18 protein-coding genes are annotated in these 19519 nt (G+C 26.7%); 1 reads left to right on the forward strand and 17 read right to left on the reverse strand.

Going from position 1 to position 19519, the window contains the following annotated elements:
- Nucleotides 1-3: 3 nt before the first annotated feature.
- The 7 genes from ABDZ71_RS13785 to dapF form a co-directional block, all read right to left on the reverse strand.
- Nucleotides 4-831 (reverse strand): carbohydrate ABC transporter permease, encoded by an 828-nt coding sequence (locus tag ABDZ71_RS13785; protein ID WP_343762350.1) that lies wholly within the window; start codon nt 829-831, stop codon nt 4-6.
- Nucleotides 831-1697, reverse strand: coding sequence for a carbohydrate ABC transporter permease (locus ABDZ71_RS13790; protein WP_343762352.1), 867 nt, complete (start codon nt 1695-1697; stop codon nt 831-833). The genes ABDZ71_RS13785 and ABDZ71_RS13790 overlap by 1 nt, the downstream gene beginning before the upstream one ends.
- A 63-nt stretch (nt 1698-1760) precedes the next feature.
- Nucleotides 1761-3092: an ABC transporter substrate-binding protein gene (locus ABDZ71_RS13795; RefSeq protein WP_343762354.1), complete on the reverse strand. Its 1332-nt coding sequence runs from the start codon at nt 3090-3092 to the stop codon at nt 1761-1763.
- Nucleotides 3093-3107: 15 nt separating this feature from the next.
- Nucleotides 3108-4208: an ABC transporter ATP-binding protein gene (locus ABDZ71_RS13800; protein ID WP_343762357.1), complete on the reverse strand. Its 1101-nt coding sequence runs from the start codon at nt 4206-4208 to the stop codon at nt 3108-3110.
- 11 nt (nt 4209-4219) lie between these two features.
- The gene (locus ABDZ71_RS13805; protein WP_343762358.1) at nt 4220-5236 is read right to left on the reverse strand and encodes a LacI family DNA-binding transcriptional regulator; all 1017 of its coding nucleotides are present in this window, start codon (nt 5234-5236) and stop codon (nt 4220-4222) included.
- A 246-nt stretch (nt 5237-5482) separates the two neighbouring features.
- Nucleotides 5483-6574, reverse strand: coding sequence for a hypothetical protein (locus ABDZ71_RS13810; RefSeq protein WP_343762360.1), 1092 nt, complete (start codon nt 6572-6574; stop codon nt 5483-5485).
- Nucleotides 6575-7396: a diaminopimelate epimerase gene (gene dapF / locus ABDZ71_RS13815; RefSeq protein ID WP_343762362.1), complete on the reverse strand. Its 822-nt coding sequence runs from the start codon at nt 7394-7396 to the stop codon at nt 6575-6577.
- Between the two features lie 212 nt (nt 7397-7608).
- Between dapF and ABDZ71_RS13820 the strand changes: the two genes are divergently transcribed.
- On the forward strand, nt 7609-9339 hold the full coding sequence (locus ABDZ71_RS13820; RefSeq protein WP_343762364.1) for an Rqc2 family fibronectin-binding protein: 1731 nt from the start codon (nt 7609-7611) through the stop codon (nt 9337-9339).
- A 115-nt stretch (nt 9340-9454) separates the two neighbouring features.
- Here the strand turns inward: ABDZ71_RS13820 and ABDZ71_RS13825 are convergent, their stop codons facing one another.
- From ABDZ71_RS13825 to ABDZ71_RS13870, 10 genes are all read right to left on the reverse strand, one after another.
- A complete protein-coding gene (locus ABDZ71_RS13825) occupies nt 9455-10654 on the reverse strand; it encodes a dicarboxylate/amino acid:cation symporter (RefSeq protein ID WP_343762366.1) in 1200 nt (399 codons plus the stop codon).
- Nucleotides 10655-10978: 324 nt separating this feature from the next.
- Nucleotides 10979-12115 carry a THUMP domain-containing class I SAM-dependent RNA methyltransferase gene (locus tag ABDZ71_RS13830; protein WP_343762368.1) on the reverse strand — a complete coding sequence of 379 codons (1137 nt, stop codon included), beginning with the start codon at nt 12113-12115 and terminating at the stop codon, nt 10979-10981.
- 30 nt (nt 12116-12145) lie between these two features.
- Nucleotides 12146-12910 carry an exodeoxyribonuclease III gene (locus tag ABDZ71_RS13835; RefSeq protein WP_343762369.1) on the reverse strand — a complete coding sequence of 255 codons (765 nt, stop codon included), beginning with the start codon at nt 12908-12910 and terminating at the stop codon, nt 12146-12148.
- Between the two features lie 319 nt (nt 12911-13229).
- A complete protein-coding gene (gene uraA, locus ABDZ71_RS13840) occupies nt 13230-14564 on the reverse strand; it encodes a uracil permease (protein ID WP_343762370.1) in 1335 nt (444 codons plus the stop codon).
- Between the two features lie 67 nt (nt 14565-14631).
- Entirely contained in the window at nt 14632-15165 is a 534-nt protein-coding gene (gene pyrR, locus ABDZ71_RS13845; RefSeq protein WP_343762373.1) for a bifunctional pyr operon transcriptional regulator/uracil phosphoribosyltransferase PyrR, read from the reverse strand.
- A 201-nt stretch (nt 15166-15366) separates the two neighbouring features.
- Nucleotides 15367-16284 carry an RluA family pseudouridine synthase gene (locus ABDZ71_RS13850; protein ID WP_343762374.1) on the reverse strand — a complete coding sequence of 306 codons (918 nt, stop codon included), beginning with the start codon at nt 16282-16284 and terminating at the stop codon, nt 15367-15369.
- Between the two features lie 3 nt (nt 16285-16287).
- Nucleotides 16288-16731: a signal peptidase II gene (lspA, locus tag ABDZ71_RS13855; protein WP_343762376.1), complete on the reverse strand. Its 444-nt coding sequence runs from the start codon at nt 16729-16731 to the stop codon at nt 16288-16290.
- Nucleotides 16732-16782: 51 nt separating this feature from the next.
- Nucleotides 16783-17391: a TraR/DksA C4-type zinc finger protein gene (locus ABDZ71_RS13860; protein ID WP_343762378.1), complete on the reverse strand. Its 609-nt coding sequence runs from the start codon at nt 17389-17391 to the stop codon at nt 16783-16785.
- Between the two features lie 113 nt (nt 17392-17504).
- A complete protein-coding gene (gene aroF / locus ABDZ71_RS13865) occupies nt 17505-18305 on the reverse strand; it encodes a 3-deoxy-7-phosphoheptulonate synthase (protein WP_343762379.1) in 801 nt (266 codons plus the stop codon).
- A 37-nt stretch (nt 18306-18342) separates the two neighbouring features.
- Nucleotides 18343-19035, reverse strand: a complete 693-nt coding sequence (locus ABDZ71_RS13870; RefSeq protein ID WP_343762381.1) for a 5'-methylthioadenosine/adenosylhomocysteine nucleosidase — start codon at nt 19033-19035, stop codon at nt 18343-18345.
- Nucleotides 19036-19519: the final 484 nt, after the last annotated feature.

Raw genomic sequence — 19519 nt, forward strand, 5'->3', positions numbered from 1 at the left:
ATGCTATTTTATAGAACCTTGTGTAACTCCCTTTACAATATGTTTTTGAGCTACAAAGTAAAATACTACAATTGGTATCATTCCTAAAACAAGACCTGCAAGAGCTAAATTCCATTTTTTAGAATACTGTCCAAAGAAATAGAACATTTTAAGAGGAAGTGTTTGCCATTTAGGTTTATTTATTATAAGTTGTGGAAGCAAGAAATCATTCCATATCCACATAACATTTAAAATACTAACTGTAACAGTTATTGGTTTTAAAAGTGGAAATACAATAAGCCAGAAGACTTGAAATTCACTACATCCATCAATAATAGCCGCTTCTTCTAATTCTTTAGGTATCCCTTTTATAAATCCATGATACATAATTATTGATAAACTAGATCCAAATCCAATATACATGAATATTAATCCTGGTGGATTTAAAAATCCAATTTTCCCCATCAAATTTACTAAAGGTAACATTACTGCTTGAAATGGAACAAGCATTGCTGCTGCAAACATAAAAAATATTACTCCACTTATTTTCGTTCTTGTTCTAACCAACTTCCAAGCAGCCATAGAAGATAACGCAATTATTATTATTGTACTTATTGTAGTTATCAAAAATGAATTTAAAAATGAGTTGAAAAAATTTAAATCCTTAAAAGCTTGAACATAATTTTGCAATGTAAAAACTAACTTTCCTGGAAGGCCTAAAGTATCAAGATATATTCCCTTTTGGGTTTTAAAAGAATTAACAACTGCTATATATAAAGGTGCTAAAAATACTAATGCAACAAATAAAGCTAAAATACTCCATAAAACTTTTTTTAATCTTTTTTGTTTCATTACATTTCAACCTCCCTTTTTTTACTAAATCTTAATTGAGTTAATGTTATAGCTGCTACTGTAATTAAAAATACTACTGCTTTTGCTTGAGCTAAACTAAACTTGTTATATACAAAAGCTGAATTATAAATATTAAGTGCTAGCATCTGAGTTGAATCGTAAGGTCCTCCTCCAGTAAGAGACAAGTTTTGATCAAATAATTTAAAACAATTAGATAAGGTTAAAAATACTCCTATAGTAAAAGCTGGTGCTACAAGTGGCACTGTTATGTTCTTAAGTCTTTGAAAACCATTTGCTCCATCTATTTCTGCTGCTTCCTTTAAATTTTCAGGAATACCTTGAAGTGCTGCAATATATACAATCATCATATACCCTGACATTTGCCAAGACATAAGTATAGCAAGAGCCCAAAATCCAGTAGTAGTAGTGGATAACCATCCATTTAAAAATCCCCATCCTATTTTAGTTCCTATAGCATCAAAAGCTTTAGTAAATATAAATTGCCATATGAATCCAAGTATAATTCCACCAATCATATTTGGCATAAAAAATATACTTCTTAAAACATTGCTAGCTTTCATTCCTCTAGTTACAAGAAGTGCTAACCCAAATCCTATTAGATTTATCAAAATAACAGATACAATAGCAAATTTAAAAGTAAATATAAAGGCTTTTACAAATCCTCCATCTTTTTTAAATATAGCTATGTAATTAGATAAACCTACAAAATCCGGATTATTATTTATTCCATTCCAATCTGTAAATGAATAGTATATTCCAATAACTGCAGGTATTATTACTACCATTAAAAATGCAAGTAATATAGGTCCTACAAAACACCAAAATCCTAATTTTGATTTTTTCATAATAGCCTCCTTAGATCTGTAATTTTATACATTAGGAGGGATTCCCCCTCCTAATGTAAGCTACTATTTTCTATCACTTTCCCATTTTGCTTTAGATCTATTTATAACATCTTCCCATTTAATTTCTCCAGATAAATATTTTTGAATTTGTTTTCCAACTGATTCCATGCCCCAACCTGTTGGATATCCCATAAATACCCATGGAGTAGTCTTTTTGTTATCTACATATCTTTTAACAGCTGCACCTAAAGAATCTTTTGGTTTAAAATTATCATATCCTTTAAATGGAGGTATGAAAAATAATTTATTAACAACGAAATCTTTACCTTTTTCAGATGTATATAACCATTTTAAGAAGTCTTTAGCAACTTTTTGTTCTTCTTTTGAAGCTTTATTATTAACAGCCCAATACATTGGAACACCGATTGATATAGAATCTTCTTTTCCACCTTTAACTGGCATTGGCAATATATCTAAGTTTTCAGCTACTTTTTCATCTACTTTTTTAACTTCATTATAAATCCAATTTCCTTGTTGAATCATAGCAACACGCTCTACAGCTAATCCTTGACCTACTTGAGTTGCATAATCTACAGCATTTAAATTTGATTTTGATTCTGAATTTTTAGAATAGTTAGCTTGTAAATCTATTAATGCTTTAAAACCATCTTTGTATTTAAAATCTACTTTTTTAGCATTATAAGCATCTGTTGCACTCTTAAATTCTTGTCCTAATGGTACATTAGAAGTATGAAGTCCAGTTACCCATGTCTCTTTAGCTGGAAGTTCAAATACTGCTTCTAATTTAGGGTATTTTTCTTTTAATGCCCCTGATTTTATTTTTTCATCAAGAGTTTTAACTGCTTTCTCTAAAGTGTCATAATTATTTATTTTTGAAACATCTATTCCTGCATCTTTAAATATGGCTTTATTGTATACAAATCCATATCCTTCAATTGAGTATGGAGTTCCATAAATTTTATTATCCATTGTTACTCCATCTAAAACTCCATCTACAGCATTTTTAACCCATGATTCTCCAGATAAATCTACTAATCTTGTCTTCCAATCTTTAACATCTTGTGGGCCACCTATATTAAATAAAGTTGGTTCTTCACCTGATTGAATTTTTGCTCTAAGGGCAGCACCATAATCATTTCCACCACCAACAGTTTCTACATTTATTTTTACATTATCATTTTTACTACAATATGTTTTAGCAGCTTCCTCAAGTTCTTTTGCTGTTTCAACTTTAAACTGAAACATATTAACTGTAACTTTACCTCCATCAGCATTTGTAGCTGTTGACTTTGAACCACAGCCTGTAAGTCCTATAGATGATACAAGTAAAGTTGAACACATTGCTGCTGTTAGAATCTTTTTAATACTTCTCATAATAACCCCTCCATTTTATAAAGTTATATTTTTTTCACTTTCAAAATCAAATATATGGCATTTATCCATGTTAAGTATAAATTCTTCAACATCCCCAGATTTTACTGAAACTGCATCTTCTAGATCTAATTTAGCAATTAATTGATTTTCTTCAAAGTTAAAATGAACAAAGGATTCGCTACCCATATGCTCTATAACTTCAACTTTTCCTCTTATAATATCCCCCTTTTCACCTTCTTTCAGCTTAATATCTTCTGGTCTAAACCCAAGCCAAACTTTTTTACCTATATAATTTTTGACTTTATCTTTTATATCTTTATATAAAAATAATTCTTCTTTCCCTACTTTTAAGGTTATAGAATTATTTTTATTAATTAGCTCCCCTTGAACAAAATTCATAGATGGTGAACCAATAAATCCAGCTACAAATTTATTTTCTGGATAACTATATAAATTAAGAGGTGTATCTACTTGCATAATTTCTCCTTTATTCATTACACAAATTCTATCTCCCATTGTCATAGCTTCTACTTGATCATGAGTTACATAAATCATTGTAGATTTAAGTTTCTTATGTAACTTACAAATTTCAACTCTCATATGTACCCTTAATTTTGCATCTAAATTAGATAAAGGTTCATCAAATAAGAATACATCAGGATTTCGAACTATAGCACGACCAACTGCAACTCTTTGTCTTTGTCCTCCAGATAGTGCTTTAGGTTTTCTTTTTAAAACACTTTCTAAATCTAGTATTTTAGCTGCTTCAGTTACTTTTTCCTTTATCCTACCTTTTGGAACTTTGTTCATTTTCAATGAAAATGCCATATTATCATAAACAGTCATATGAGGATACAGTGCATAATTTTGAAAAACCATAGCAATTCCTCTATCTTTTGGAACTACATCATTCACAATTTTATTTCCTATATAAATTTCTCCATCTGAGATATCTTCAAGGCCTGCTATCATCCTTAATGTAGTTGATTTTGCACATCCAGATGGTCCTACTAAAACCATAAATTCTCCATCTTTTATTTTTAAATCAATACCTTTAACTGCTTCAAAACCGTTTTCATATGTCTTTTTTAAATTCTTTAAACCTACATTAGCCATTATTGTCCCCCCTATTTTTTCATACAAGATTCTCTTTTTAAAAGTTCTGTTTTTAAAACTATATGTTTATGGCTTTTTTTATTTTTAATTAAATCAAATATAATCTTTATACTTTTTTTCCCTATTTCCTCTGCTGGTTGGCTAATAGTTGTTATAGCTGGATGAAAATATTTAGAATATTCAAGTCCATCAAATCCAATTATAGAAATATCTTCTGGTATTTTAAGCCCTCTACTTAATATTGCCTTTGCAGCACCAATAGCCATTATATCTGTTGTAACAAAGATAGCATCGATTTCTAAATTTTTATTTAAAATTCTGTTCATAGCATTAAAACCAGATTCAAAGGTGTATTCACCAATTTCAGTTAAATTGATATCGTATTCAATGTTATTTTTAAAAAGTGATCTTTTATATCCTTCAAGTCTTAGCTGTCCTACACTTTTATCCCTTTCTCCTGTAGTTATAATACCTATTCTTTTATGTCCTAATTCACATAAATAATTAACTGCATTAAAGGATTCTTTTTCATTCTCTATAACAACACTTGAAAAAAATCTTTTGTCTATATGCTGTGGAATATTCGTAGATGCAAGAACTACTGGAATGTTCAAACTTTTCAGTTCATCGTTATCTACATCATCAAATTCACCACCTAAACATATTAACCCTTTCAATTTTTTTTCTTTTATAAATTGAACTGCCACCTTAAAATCACTTGATCTTCCCTTATTATAGTGAAGAATCATAGAATAATTTTTTTCTGCTATTTTTTCCTCTATAGAATTTATCATTTTTGAAAAAAACGTATTATGTATTCCTTTTATTAAAACTCCTATGGTATTTGTTTCATTTCTCTTAAGATTTCTTGCACTATTATTTGGTATATAATTAACTTCTTTTATAACTTCTAAAACTTTTTTCCTAGTTTCATCTTTTACATCTGGATGATCATTTAAAACTCTAGATACTGTACTAACTCCCACTCCAGCAATGCGAGATATGTCTTTTATTGTTAAATTAACCATTACATCTCTCCTATATAGGTAAAGGTATTTTTTGGTATCGTTATCGGTACCGTTTCCAATTATATTTTTATTATACCATATATGGAAATGTTTTCAATAATATTTGGAAATTTTATTTATTTTTATACATTTATTACTATTAAAATTAATTAGTATCTATAATATTTTTTATAAAATAAAAGATAATTTCTTATTATTTAAGAAATTATCTTTCACTATTTAAAATTCATCAGTATATAATTTTAATTATTCCATTTCTTTATTTTGGAATATATTATACAAACTTTTTTCTTCAGATACTATTTGTACAGAATTGTTTTTTCTGTTATACATATACACATCATTTTTTAAACTATCTTTATTACTTTCATTATTGCCTAGAAAATATATATTGCCACTACTATCTTTTCCTATTCCTCCCTTAGTATCTATTTTTGTAGGAAAATCATAGGTAAGTTTATTTAAACTCATATCCTTTTTTAAAAAACTATACAAATAAGTTTTTCTTTCTAGTTTATTATTAGCTATTAAATAAACATTTTTGTTTTTATCTACAATGCTTTCATGTATATTATCTATATCTTTTGATATTATTTTTATGGAATCTTTCTCTTTATCATAATAATTTAATGAAGATTCATTACCTATACTAGAAATATATAAAAGATCTTTACCTATTAATATAAAGTCAGTACAATATCCTTTTATATTATCTATATACTCTTCTTCCTTATTTGTATTAAAATTATATTTATATACTTTAGCAGATTTTCTTTTTCCAGGTATTATACCATAATAAAGAATTTCATTTTCATTTAGCCATGAATATAAATTTCCCGATACTATAACTTTACTTTTAATTTTAAACAATTTTTTAGATTTAATATCAAAAACTTTTAACCCTTCTGCACTATTTAAATTATCTTTAGCAAAACTTCTATAAGCTAATTTACTTCCATCTTTTGATAATTTTATATCCTCTGCATAATAAAAATCATCTAATTCAATCTTTTTATCATTTTTTAAAATTTCGATTTTATTATTAGTTAATTCTTTTCCCTTAAAATTATTTTGTATAAAAATATAGGTTTTTTTATCAGAATTGTATTTTAAATCTTGTATTTTATCTAATTTATCTACAGATTGTTTATCATTTAATTTACCATTATTAATAGAATAAAATTGAGTTTTTTCTCCTAATTTTTCTCCTATTATAACATCTTTAAAATTAGGAGTTTTTATTTCTGGTAATTTATTTTTTCTAGAGCAACCAGACATAACAATCATCATTGTTGATACAATTAAACAAATTTTAAATTTGGCATTAGATCTAAGCATTTATACATCTATTTCTCCTCTGAAACACGTATTAGCAGGTCCTCTCATAAGTATACCTTCTTCTTTTATCTCTATAAAAATGTTCCCTCCTGGAACTACAACTTCTACTTCTTTACCTGTATATCCTAAAAGGTTAGAAGCAATAACTGATGCACAAGAACCTGTGCCACAAGCTAAAGTAGCTCCTGCTCCTCTTTCCCAAGTTTTTACTAATATTTTGTTTTTGTTAACTACCTCACAAAAATTCACATTAGTACCAGCTTTAAAAATATCAGATTTTTCTATACCTTTTCCTTCTTCTATTTTATAATCATCTAATTTTCCAAAAACCATAGTATGAGGAACACCCATATGAAAAGAAGTTATAGCATATTCTTTATTTTTTATATTAACTTTTTTATCTAATATCTTTTCATCAAATTTTTCTGATACTGTAGATGGTTCTAAAGATGGTTTTCCCATATTTATAGTTACATATTTTGCTTTACCATCTTCTACTTTTAAATCTGCTTTTTTTATTCCATCATCTGTTTCTATAGTCATAGGATTAGTTAAAACTATCTTTTCATCCCATACATATTTGGCAAAACATCTTATACCATTTCCACACATAGATGCACGTGAACCATCAGAATTTATTATTACCATCTTTGTATCTGCTTTTTCTGATTTACGCACAAGAAGTACTCCATCTCCACCTATACTAAAATGTCTATCGCAAAGCTTTAATGCTATTTCTTTCTCTTTTCCTAAATAATTGTTTTCTCTGTCATCAATTACTACAAAATCGTTACCTGTACCTGTCATTTTTGTAAAATTCAAAATTGTCACATCCTTTATAATAATACTTAAACTTCAGATTTAAGTTTACTACGATAACTTACCAATATCAATATATATAACACTTTATTTTCAAAAATTTAAATGTTATACTAATATAAGTTTAATTATAAAATCTAAAAGTAAATTTAAAGTAATTATTATAATAAAATTTAATTAATAATTATATAAATTACATTAAGGAGGTTACATCTATGGCACTAGACGGAATATTTATACATAGCCTATTAGATGAAATAAAAAATAAAATATTAAATGGGAGAGTTGAAAAAATCGCTCAACCTGAAAAAGACGAAATAATATTATCTATAAAAAACAATAGAAAGACATATAAGCTTTCAATCAGTGCTAGCCCTGTATATCCAAAAATTAATTTCACTAGTATTTCTAAAAAAAATCCTTTAAAGCCTCCTATGTTTTGTATGGTACTTAGAAAATATTTAAATTCTTCTAAAATACTTAGTATAAAACAATTAGAGACTGATAGAATTATATTTATAGATTTTGAAAGCTCTGATGAAATGGGATTTAATAGTATATATACATTAATAGTAGAAATCATGGGGCGCCACAGTAACATAACTTTAATAAGAAAAAGAGATTCTATAATAATGGATAGTATAAAACATATAACACCAGACATTAATAGTGTAAGAACTTTACTTCCAAATATAGAATATGTTTATCCTCCTTTATCTCAAAAGTTAAATCCTCTTAACTTTAGTTTTGAGGAATTTAAAAATTATATAAAGGAAAACAACATAGATATAACTGAAAAGTGCTTCTCCAAAATTTTCATTGGAATAAGTAGTCAATTTTCTAAAGAAATATATTTTAGATTAATAAACAAATATAACATTGAACTAGATTTACAAAATTTTAATAATATTTATAACTCTTTATTAGAAATATTTAATTTATTAAAAAATAAAGAATTTAATTACTTTTTATATTCTAAGGATAACAAAGTAAAAGATTTTTATTGTTTTAAGCTTACTAATTTATCTGGATTTAATCAAATAAATTTTGACTCTCCATCTGATCTAGTAGAAACTTTTTATTATAAAAAAGATAAAGCAGATAGATTAAATTCTAAAAGTTCAAATTTACAAAGACTTATAAATTTAAATGTAGATAGATGCACAAAAAAAATCAAAATACTTAATAAAAATTTAGATGATTGTGCTAAAAAAGATAAATTTAAGATTAAAGGTGAACTTCTTACTGCAAATATATATTTATTAAAAAAAGGATTAGAAAAAATAGAAGTTTTAAATTACTACACCAATGAAACTGAAACTATAAAACTTGATCCTAACAAAACTCCATCAGAAAATGTACAAAAATGCTTTAAAAAGTATAACAAGCTAAAAAAAGCTGAAGTAGCTTCAAAAGAGCAAATAGAACTTGCAAAAGAAGAACTTTTATATTTAAATTCTGTTTCAACAAACTTAGCAAATGTAGATACCTATGAAGACATTGAAGATATAAAAAAAGAACTTATACAAACTAAATATATAAAATTAAAAAAACAGGACAAAAAGAAAAAGAAAAAATCTAAACCTATGCATCTTATATCTTCAGATGATATAGACCTATATGTAGGTAAAAATAATTTTCAAAATGACTATTTAACACTAAAATTTGCAAATAAACATGATATATGGTTACACACAAAAGATATACCTGGTTCACACGTTATAATTAAAAACTTTACTGGAGAAATTCCAGATACAACATTAGAAGAAGCAGCTAATCTAGCAGCTTACTATAGTAAAGGAAAAAGCTCCAACAAGGTAGCTGTTGATTATACGGAAGTTAAAAATGTTCATAAACCTAATGGAGCAAAACCTGGAAGAGTAATATATTATACAAATAAAACTATATATATAGATCCTAAAGAACCTACTTTAAAACAAGTTTAAAATTTTATCACTAAAATTTATATAAAATTAAAATTATATATCTTTAAAAATTACATCCAATACTAAATTTATAGTATTGGATGTAATTTAAATTATTTTACTTTTAAAGTTTTTATTATGCACTAAGCTTTTCTTCAGATTTTTCTTCTTTTTTCATTCCTTTTGATATCTTGTCTACTATCATAGCAACAGCTTGGTCACCAGAAATATTACAAGCTGTTCCAAAACTATCTTGAGCTATATATAAAGCTATCATAAGTCCAAGCATTGGTTCTGAAAAACCTAATATACTTTTTAAAACTCCAAGAGCTGCCATAACACATCCCCCTGGAACTCCTGGTGCTGCTACAAGTGATACACCAAGCATTGCAATAAATCCTGAAAAACTTGCTAAATCAACAGGCTTATTATTTAACATTGTTACTGCCATAGCACACATAGTAATTGTTATAGTACTACCTGACATATGTATTGTAGCACCTAAAGGAATTACAAATTCTCTTATTCCTTTTGTTATACCTATTTTTTCTGAACACTCTAAGTTTACTGGTATTGTTGCTGCTGAAGATTGAGTTCCTAAAGCTGTTAAATAACCTTTAACTTGTATTTTCAAACACTTAAATACATTCTTTTTATTTAAAATACATCCAAGGGTAAATTGTAAAGATATCATTATAAAGTGACAAGCTATTATTATTATAAATACTTTCCAAAATACTGAAAATACAGTTGTTGCTTTTCCAGTAAAAGTCATATTAGCAAATATACCTAATATATAAAGAGGTAATAATGGTATTATTATTTTTGCTATAGTTTTTGAAATAATATTTTGGAATTCATCTGCAATGCTTTTCAAAGTCTTGCTTTGTGTTGCTGATATTCCAAGTCCTAATAAAAATGCAAAAATTAGTGCTGTAGTTACTTCCATCATAGCTGGTATTTTTACTGTGAAATAAGGAGCTAAATCTTTAGCTTGAGAACTTATATTAGTTAAAGATGAATTTTCAACTATAGATGGAAGTAACATTTTACCAACTGAAAAACCAAAGAATCCTGATATTAATGTAAAGCCATAAGCTATAAATACAGTTATACCTAATAGCTTTCCTGCTCCACTACCAAGCTCTGCTATTCCTGCTGCTACAAATCCTATTATTATTAGTGGAATTATAAATCCTAAGAAATTACCAAAAATAGAACCAAAAGTAACAAAAATTCTTACTACTGCTTCTGGTGTAAATTTTCCTATAAGTACACCTAGTATTATTGCTGCTATAATTTTAGGTATTAATCCTAAATTCATTTTTTTTGTCATGTTGTTCCCTCCAATGCAAATTATAAAATATTGAAATTAAAATCAATATTTTAAAACGTTTTCTTACGTTTTCCATTATGTAGTATATCATACTTAAGTTTTTTTTACAATATTATAGAAATAGTTACTATTTTTTTATTTTTTAATAAAATTTATATAATTTTCAAACTATTATGTATATATTTTTTTCATTATATTGAAAAAACATTTCACTTTTATGTTATAAATATTCATATTTAGAAAAGTTAATACATTTATTTATAAAATATCCTTCACTAATAAATTTAATTTATAAAAAAGTAAAAAAGAATAAGGACACAGTCCTTACTCTCTTTTACTTTTAGGTTCTTCACCTATATATTGATAATAATAACATTTTAATCTTCCATTATAAAGCTTTCTGTTTTTATCAGATTTTTTACCAAATAATTTTTCAAAATTTTGATCTGATGTTATTGCAAAATAAGACCATTTATCTAAATCTGAAAAAGTTTTTCCCATATCTACATATAATTTTTCTACTTCTTTATGATTTCCTAATCTTTCACCATAAGGAGGGTTAGTAATTATAAATCCATACTTTTTCTTAGATTTAAATTCTTGCATAGGTAGTTTTTGAAAAGCTATATAGTCTTCAACACCTGCTCTTTTAGCATTATCCCTAGCAGTTTTTAATACTCTTCCATCAATATCAGAACCTAATATTCTAAACTCTTTATTGTTTATACAACTTTTAGCATGTAATTTTGCTTCTTCCCAATAGTTTTTAGGTATTATATCCCAATCTTCTGATGCAAAACGTCTGTTTAACCCTGGTGCTATATTTTTACCTATTAAAGCTGCTTCTATAGCAATAGTTCCTGATCCACACATAGGATCTGCTAATATTCTTGAAGGTTCCCACTTACTTATAAGAACTAAAGCTGCTGCTAGTGTTTCTTTTAATGGAGCTTCTCCTGCTCTTTCTCTGTAACCTCTTTTATGTAATCCAAGTCCTGAAGTATCTATTGTTAAAGTAGCTATATCTTTTAATAGTCCAACTTCTATTTTATATTCTCCACCCTCTTCACTAAACCAATCTTTTTTATATTTATTTTTCATAGATTCAATTACTGCTTTTTTAACTATTGATTGGCAATCTGGTACACTGAAAAGTTTTGATTTAACAGATTTACCTGTAATATGCATAAAACCATCTTCAGGAATAATATCTCCCCAAGGCACATTTAATGTTCCTTGAAATAGTTCTTCAAAAGTTTCCGCCTTAAACTCTGCCATTTTTATAAGTATTCTATCTGCTGTTCTAAGCCATAAATTACAAGTTACAATATCTCTTTCATCACCTATAAATGTAACTTTACCATTTTCTATTTTTAAATCAAAGTATCCTAAATCCTTTAATTCATTAGCTACTATTTTTTCTAATCCAAAAGTTGCAGTAGCAATTATTGTATATTCCATCTGTTCATCTCCTAATATGTAATAAATTTATTATATTTCTAAATCTAAAAGTACTGGACAATGATCTGATCCATATATATTATCTAGTATTTTCGATTGTTTTACTTTCTCTATAAGATTTTCTGAAACAAAATGATAGTCTAATCTCCATCCTGCATTTCTTTCTCTTGCTTTAAATCTATAACTCCACCAAGAATACTGAATCTTTTCAGGAGTTTTATATCTAAAAGTATCTATATACCCTTTTTCTATTATTTTATCTATCCACTGTCTTTCTATTGGTAAAAAGCCAGATGTATTTTTATTAGCTTTAGGATTTTTCAAATCTATTTCTTTATGAGCAGTATTATAATCTCCACATATGACAATTCTTTTATTAGATTCAACTAAAGAATCACAATACTTAAATAAAGCATCATAAAAATCTAATTTATATTTTAATCTCTCTTCATTTTTTTGTCCATTAGGAAAATATACATTAAAAAGTATAAACTCTTTAAACTCTGCTATAAGAATTCTTCCCTCTGAATCAAATTCATCTATACCTATTCCATACTTTACACTAATAGGTTTTATTTTGCTATAAATAGCTACTCCACTATATCCTTTTCTCTTTGCAAAACTAAAATAAGAATAGTATGGAGGTATATTTCTTATGTTATCTTCTAATTTATCATCTTGAATTTTAGTTTCTTGAAGACATAATATATCTGGTTCTTCTTCTTTTATAAAATCCAAAAAATTCTTTTTAAATATAGCTCTTATTCCATTAACATTCCAAGAGTAAATTTTCATATTAATCATCCTATCATATTTTAATTTTTATTATAAAATAATAAAAGTAGACAGTTATAAATTATACCAAATATCTATAAAAATACATACTGTTTTTTTAATTAATTTTATATTTTCAAAGTAAAATATTATATTATAAAGAAAAGCTAAGATAAAACAAAGCCCTATATTCCTTATAAATTTAAAAATATTACAATAGGTTTAACTTTAACTTTCCACTATAAATATATAACTTTCTAATATAGTATTTATATAAAGCAAAAGACATATACTGCCTAAAACATTTGGCTAGTATATGTCTTTATAATTTTAAAATATATTATATAGCTTCTTTTGAAATATCTTCTCTTACTTCTTCATTTATATCTTCTTTAACATCTTCAGTTCTGCTTTGTTTTGGAAGTATTAAATTTAGTATTATTCCAACTAAAGTTGCTAAAGCAACTCCTGCTATTTCTACATCTGAACCATTAAATTTAAACTTTATACAAGCTCCGCCTACTCCTAAAACTATTATAACTGATGCTATAACTAAGTTTCTTTTTTTACTAAAATCAATTTTATCTTCAACAAAGACTCTAAATCCTGAAGAAGCTATTATTCCAAATAACAATATACTAACTCCGCCCATTACTGGCATAGGTATAGTTTCTATTATTGTAGCTACCGGTCCTATGAAAGATAAAACTATAGCAGTTACTGCCGCTCCTCCAATTACCCAAACACTATAAACTCTAGTTATAGCCATAACACCTATATTTTCTCCATAAGTTGTGTTAGGAGGACCTCCTGCAAATCCTGCAAATATTGTAGCTACTCCATCTCCAAGTATTGATCTATGAAGTCCTGGATCCTTTGTAAAATCTTTTCCTACAACATTGTTAGTTACATATACATGTCCAATGTGTTCTGCTAAAGTTACAAAAGCTACTGGAGCCATTAATATCATTGCATTTAAGTTAAATTTTGGTGCCATAAAAGGTGGTAACCTAAATAGTTTTGCTTCTGCTATCTTAACTAAACTTTCTTTAGGAATAACCCCTAAAGCTAAAGCTGATATATACCCAACAATCATTGCTATAAGTATTGGAATTACTCCAAGAAATCCCTTGAAATACATAGTTCCTAATACTGCAGTACCTAATGTTATAAGGGAAACTGCAATCCATGCCCATCTTGGTACATTTTTCATAGAATCAACCATAAATGAACTATTAAGTCCTGCCCAATTTATAGCCACCCCTGCTAAACCTAATCCTATAACTATTACTACAGAACCAACAACTACTGGTGGAAGTAATTTATTTAACCAATCTGTTCCTGTTGCTCTTATTATAAATGATACTAGTACATAAACTATTCCTGCGCTTATAATTCCAGACAACATAGCATTAGTTCCATAAGCTGCTGATGCTACTGTCATAGGTCCAATAAAAGCAAATGAAGATCCAACATATGCTGGTAATTTTGCTTTAGTACAAAGTATATATAAAAGGGATCCTACTCCACTACAAAATAATGCTATTGATGGACTCATTCCTGTAAGCATAGGAACTAAAATTGTAGCTCCTACCATTGCAAATAAATGTTGAAAACTCAAAGGTATAGTTTTTAAAAGTGGTAACCTTTCATTTACATCTACATAGTTTTTCATATTAACTCCTCCTTATTAGCCTCGCTGGACTAAATTTAAAAGATTTTGTTTAAAATTATATAAATTATTATTCAAAAATTTTTACAGAATCTTCTTTGTCAATTTCATTTATCTTTACAGATACATTTTCTGTTCTAGATGTTGGTATATTTTTACCTACATAGTCAGCTCTCATAGGTAATTCTCTATGACCTCTGTCTACTAAAACTGCTAATTGTATTCTTGCAGGTCTTCCATTTTGAATTATTGCTTCTAATGCTGCTCTAACTGTTCTACCTGTATATATTACATCATCTACAAGTATAATCTTTTTATCTTTAATTTCTGAATCTACCTCTAAACTTTTTATAAGTGGTTGATCTGTTATTGTTGTTAAATCATCCCTATAAAGTGTTATATCAACTGATCCTACTGGTACTTTTACTTCTTCTATATTTTCAATAGCTTTTGCTATTCTTTTAGCTAAAGGATACCCTCTTCTTTTTATTCCAACAAGTATTATATCATCTACACCTTTGTTCTTTTCAATAATTTCATGGGCAATTCTTGTTAAAGTTCTTTTTATACCTTTTTCATCTAATATTGTAGCCTTTAAATTCATAAGAATCCTCCTTTCTAAAATATAAAAAGCGTCCTTACCTATAAGTAAAGACGCATAAAATTAGCTTTTATAAATTACTAAAATTATAGTATGTAACTACGCCTTATGACCTCACAGGATCAAATTAAAGGAATAATATTTAAGTAAACATAATAATTTTATTCTTATGTAAACCTCAATAATTATATCATATTTCATAAATTATTTCAATTCATTTCTTAAAATATTTATTATATTGGTAAAATAAGGTGGTATATTACTATTAAATTCTACATAATCCCCTGTAGTTGGATGAATAAATCCTAGTTCTTTTGCATGAAGCATTTGACCATTCAAATTAAATCTTTGCTTTTTATATCCATAAACAGGATCCCCTACTAAAGGGTGAAATTTATGGGCCATATGTACTCTTATTTGATGAGTTCTTCCTGTTTCTAAATTACATTTAATTAATGTATTTTTTTTAAATCTCTCTAAAACTTCAAAATGTGTTACAGCTCTTCTTCCTTCTCTTACTACAGCCATTTTTATTCTATTTACAGGATGTCTTCCTATTTGAGTATCTATTGTTCCTTTATCATCTTTTATTATACCTTCAACTAAAGCTATGTATGTTCTAGTTATAGAATGATCTTTAAATTGTTTAGCTAAACTATTGTGTGCTTTATCATTTTTAGCAACTACTAGTATTCCTGAAGTATCTTTATCTATTCTATGAACTATTCCAGGCCTTTGAATACCATTTATACCTGATAAATCCTTACAATGATTTAAAAGGGCATTTACAAGGGTTCCTGAATACAAACCTGGCGCTGGATGAACTACCATCCCTTGAGGTTTATTAACAATAATAACATCTTTATCCTCATATACTATATCTATAGGTATATCTTCTGATTTTATATTTAAAGATTCCGGTGGTGGAAAAAAAGCTACTACTTTATCCTTTTCCTTCAATTTATAATTACTTTTTCTTATCTTTTCATTAACTAAAACATTACCTTTTTTTATTATACTTTGAATATATGAACGTGATTTATCTTCATAAACACCACATAAATACACATCTAATCTTTTATTTTCTGATTCTTTTTCTATAGTAAATATATCTCTAACCATAATTTAATCTTCCTTTATTATATATATAGCCAATAATATTGTGCCTACAACTACTAACATATCCGCTACATTAAATGTAGGGAAATAATATACATCTTTATAATGTATAACTATAAAATCTACCACAAAATTGTAATAAAGCCTATCAATTAAATTTCCTATTGCTCCACTTACAATAAGCATTAAAGAAAATCTTAAAAGATTAGATTTTGGCTTGTACTTTATTATAAAATATATAATTCCTAGCATAACTATACTAGTAATTATAACTAAAAATATAAGCTTATTTTGAAATATTCCAAAAGCTGCTCCTCTATTTTCTAAATAAGAAAATCCTAATAAATCTTTTAAAATAACTATATCAGGCCCTTTGGATAATCTGTTCAAAGCCCATATTTTAGTAAATCTATCTATAGCTATTCCTAGTAATAAAACTAATATTTCCAAAAAAAGGCCCCCCTATCTCTCTAATAATTAAAATTGATATTTTTTAGTTTTCTAATCTGGTAATTGATTTTTATATTCACTATTACTTATGCTTTCCATAGGATCAACATATCCTTCTTCTTCATCTTCATAATAATATTCATTTATATTGTCTAGTTTATTAAAAGATTCAACTTTTTGATAAGCATCTTCAGCATCAAATTCTACCTTATTTGTAGAATCATTATAACCATATCCAAAAGGATACCCTAAAACTTTTTCTTCTATAGGTTTTGATTCAATTGTCTTAGGTTCATACTTTATTTCATCTTCACAATGAATACAATATTTAGCATAAGGAACTAGTTCTAGTCTATCTTCTTGTATATCTTTTCCACAGCTTCTACATATACCATATCTACCTTCTTCTATATCTTGAAGTGATTCATCTATTTTTTTAATTAATGACATTTCATTTCCTTTAAAAGCTAATCCTCTTTCTTTGTCAAATAATTCTGAAGCTGTATCTGATGGATGGTTATCATAATTAGATAATTCTGTACTCATAGAAGCATTTGAATTTATAGTTTCATTTTTTTTCATATCTTCTAAAAGATTATTTACATTCTGCTTTTCCTGTAATAACTTATTTCTAAAATGTTCCACTTTGTATAGTTCCATATATAAGCTCCTTTTCATCATATTAAGTGTTAAGTTGCTTATTAATATTTTAACTACATTTAAAATATTTATTCTAAAATACTAAAAAGAAAAATTATATTTAGAACCATAAATTACAAAATTTCATTAATTTTTTTAATTTTATAAGCTATATCACCTATTTTTTCCACACTAATAGTTTGCCTTCCATCTGAAACTGCTTTTTGAGGATCTATGTGACTTTCTATTATAAGTCCATCAGCACCAGCTGCTATTGATGCTAAACTCATAGAAGGTACATATTCTCTAAGTCCTAAGGCATGACTTGGATCAACTATTATTGGAATTCTATATTTATCTTTTATTACAGCAACACTATTCAAATCTAAAGTATTCCTTGTATAATTTTCAAAGGTTCTTATACCCCTCTCACAAAGAACTACATTAGAATTACCTGCACTCATTATATATTCTGCAGCATAAAGCCATTCTGATATAGTAGCGCTCATTCCCCTTTTTAAAAGTACTGGCTTTTTTATTTTACCTAATTCTTTTAAAAGAGTATAATTATACATATTTCTTGATCCTATTTGAATCATATCTATGTATTTACAACATTCATCTAAATCTCTAGGATCCATAACTTCACTTACTATAGGCATATCGTATTTATGGCCTATATTTTTTAAAATTTTCAGCCCTTCAAATTTTAATCCTTGAAAAGAATAAGGAGAAGTTCTAGGCTTGAATGCTCCTCCTCTTAACATATGAACCCCTTTATCTTTTAAAGATGATGCTATTTTATCCATTGTGCTTTCATCTTCCACTGAACAAGGTCCAGATATTATTACTTTTTCTTTCTCTCCTATAACAATATTCTTAACTTTAACATTTATCCTGTCTCCACTTTTACCCATAACTAATAAATTTTCCACTATAATATCACCTACAAAATTTTTGTTTTTTCTACTTTTAATTATTTTGTATCATTTTCTTAAGTATATTCGTAGAATTTGCAATTGATATTCCCATAAATTTTTCAAATTCCATATGTGCTCCTATACTAGCGTTATCAGAAATAGATCTTATAACAACAAATGGCTTTTTATTCAAATAACAAACTTGTGCTATACTTCCGCCTTCCATTTCACAAGCTAAAGCTTTAAATTCACTACAAAGCCATCTTGATTTTTCAGGACTGTTTACAAATTGATCTCCAGTTACTATTCTTCCTATTAAACATTTATGTCCTTCTATATCACCACAAATTTCTTTAGCTTTTAAAACTAACTCTCTATCACATTTAAAATCAAAAGTATCTAATCTTGGTATCTGACCAAGCTTGTCTCCAAATACAGTAGTATCCATATCATGTTGTACAAGGCTATCTGCTATTACTACATCTCCTGGTAAAACATCCTTTTCTGTTCCTCCTGCTATTCCAACATTTATGACTTTATCAACATCAAAATCATCTATAAGAATCTGAGTACATATAGCTGCATTAACTTTACCTATTCCGCATCTTACTATAACTACTTCTTTTCCCCATAATAAACCATATTTAAAATCCATATTTGCTTTTGTTTTTTTCTCTTTTATATTAAGTTCCTTTAAAAGTAATTCTAGTTCTTCATCCATGGCTCCTATTATTCCTATTGTCATAATTTTGTCCCCCTACTATAAGATTTTTTATTAATTATTTTAATTTATAAATTTATATTATATAAAAATTTAATATCATACATATAATAACAATTTAATATAAATTTTTATTTAAATAACAGTCTTTAAAACTAACAAAATTTAATCTTTTTTCCTCTAAAAAACTATTTACTAAAATGATATATTTATATATTATTTTATTTAAATACATATTAATAAAACCTGGTATCATTTTATAGAATACATAAATGCTTAATTATTGTCAAATCAACATTATATAGCACTTAAACTAATTACATTAATAAATAAATTTAATTTTATATAAACTTAAAATATATTAAAAGCAAAAGAATATATTCTTAAAATATAAGCTTATAATTAGTAATATTCACACTAACATATTATATCATACCTAAATATTCTTAATAGTTTTTATATAAGATATAAAGTAATTTAATTTTTTATCGATATTAATGTTGAAAAG

Origin of the sequence: Clostridium oceanicum, assembly GCF_039521385.1 — a bacterium.
GTDB lineage: Bacteria > Bacillota > Clostridia > Clostridiales > Clostridiaceae > Clostridium_F > Clostridium_F oceanicum.

Coding starts and splice junctions, on each gene's coding strand:
- ABDZ71_RS13850 (WP_343762374.1), bottom strand. CDS start 16,284: ATGGTTAGAGATATATTTACTATAGAAAAAGAATCAGAAAATAAAAGA.
- ABDZ71_RS13820 (WP_343762364.1), top strand. CDS start 7,609: ATGGCACTAGACGGAATATTTATACATAGCCTATTAGATGAAATAAAA.
- ABDZ71_RS13805 (WP_343762358.1), bottom strand. CDS start 5,236: ATGGTTAATTTAACAATAAAAGACATATCTCGCATTGCTGGAGTGGGA.
- uraA (WP_343762370.1), bottom strand. CDS start 14,564: ATGAAAAACTATGTAGATGTAAATGAAAGGTTACCACTTTTAAAAACT.
- ABDZ71_RS13790 (WP_343762352.1), bottom strand. CDS start 1,697: ATGAAAAAATCAAAATTAGGATTTTGGTGTTTTGTAGGACCTATATTA.
- ABDZ71_RS13810 (WP_343762360.1), bottom strand. CDS start 6,574: ATGCTTAGATCTAATGCCAAATTTAAAATTTGTTTAATTGTATCAACA.
- pyrR (WP_343762373.1), bottom strand. CDS start 15,165: ATGAATTTAAAGGCTACAATATTAGATGAAAAAGGTATAAAAAGAACT.
- ABDZ71_RS13785 (WP_343762350.1), bottom strand. CDS start 831: ATGAAACAAAAAAGATTAAAAAAAGTTTTATGGAGTATTTTAGCTTTA.
- ABDZ71_RS13795 (WP_343762354.1), bottom strand. CDS start 3,092: ATGAGAAGTATTAAAAAGATTCTAACAGCAGCAATGTGTTCAACTTTA.
- ABDZ71_RS13800 (WP_343762357.1), bottom strand. CDS start 4,208: ATGGCTAATGTAGGTTTAAAGAATTTAAAAAAGACATATGAAAACGGT.
- ABDZ71_RS13830 (WP_343762368.1), bottom strand. CDS start 12,115: ATGGAATATACAATAATTGCTACTGCAACTTTTGGATTAGAAAAAATA.
- ABDZ71_RS13870 (WP_343762381.1), bottom strand. CDS start 19,035: ATGACAATAGGAATAATAGGAGCCATGGATGAAGAACTAGAATTACTT.
- ABDZ71_RS13835 (WP_343762369.1), bottom strand. CDS start 12,910: ATGAAAATTTACTCTTGGAATGTTAATGGAATAAGAGCTATATTTAAA.
- ABDZ71_RS13860 (WP_343762378.1), bottom strand. CDS start 17,391: ATGGAACTATACAAAGTGGAACATTTTAGAAATAAGTTATTACAGGAA.
- ABDZ71_RS13825 (WP_343762366.1), bottom strand. CDS start 10,654: ATGACAAAAAAAATGAATTTAGGATTAATACCTAAAATTATAGCAGCA.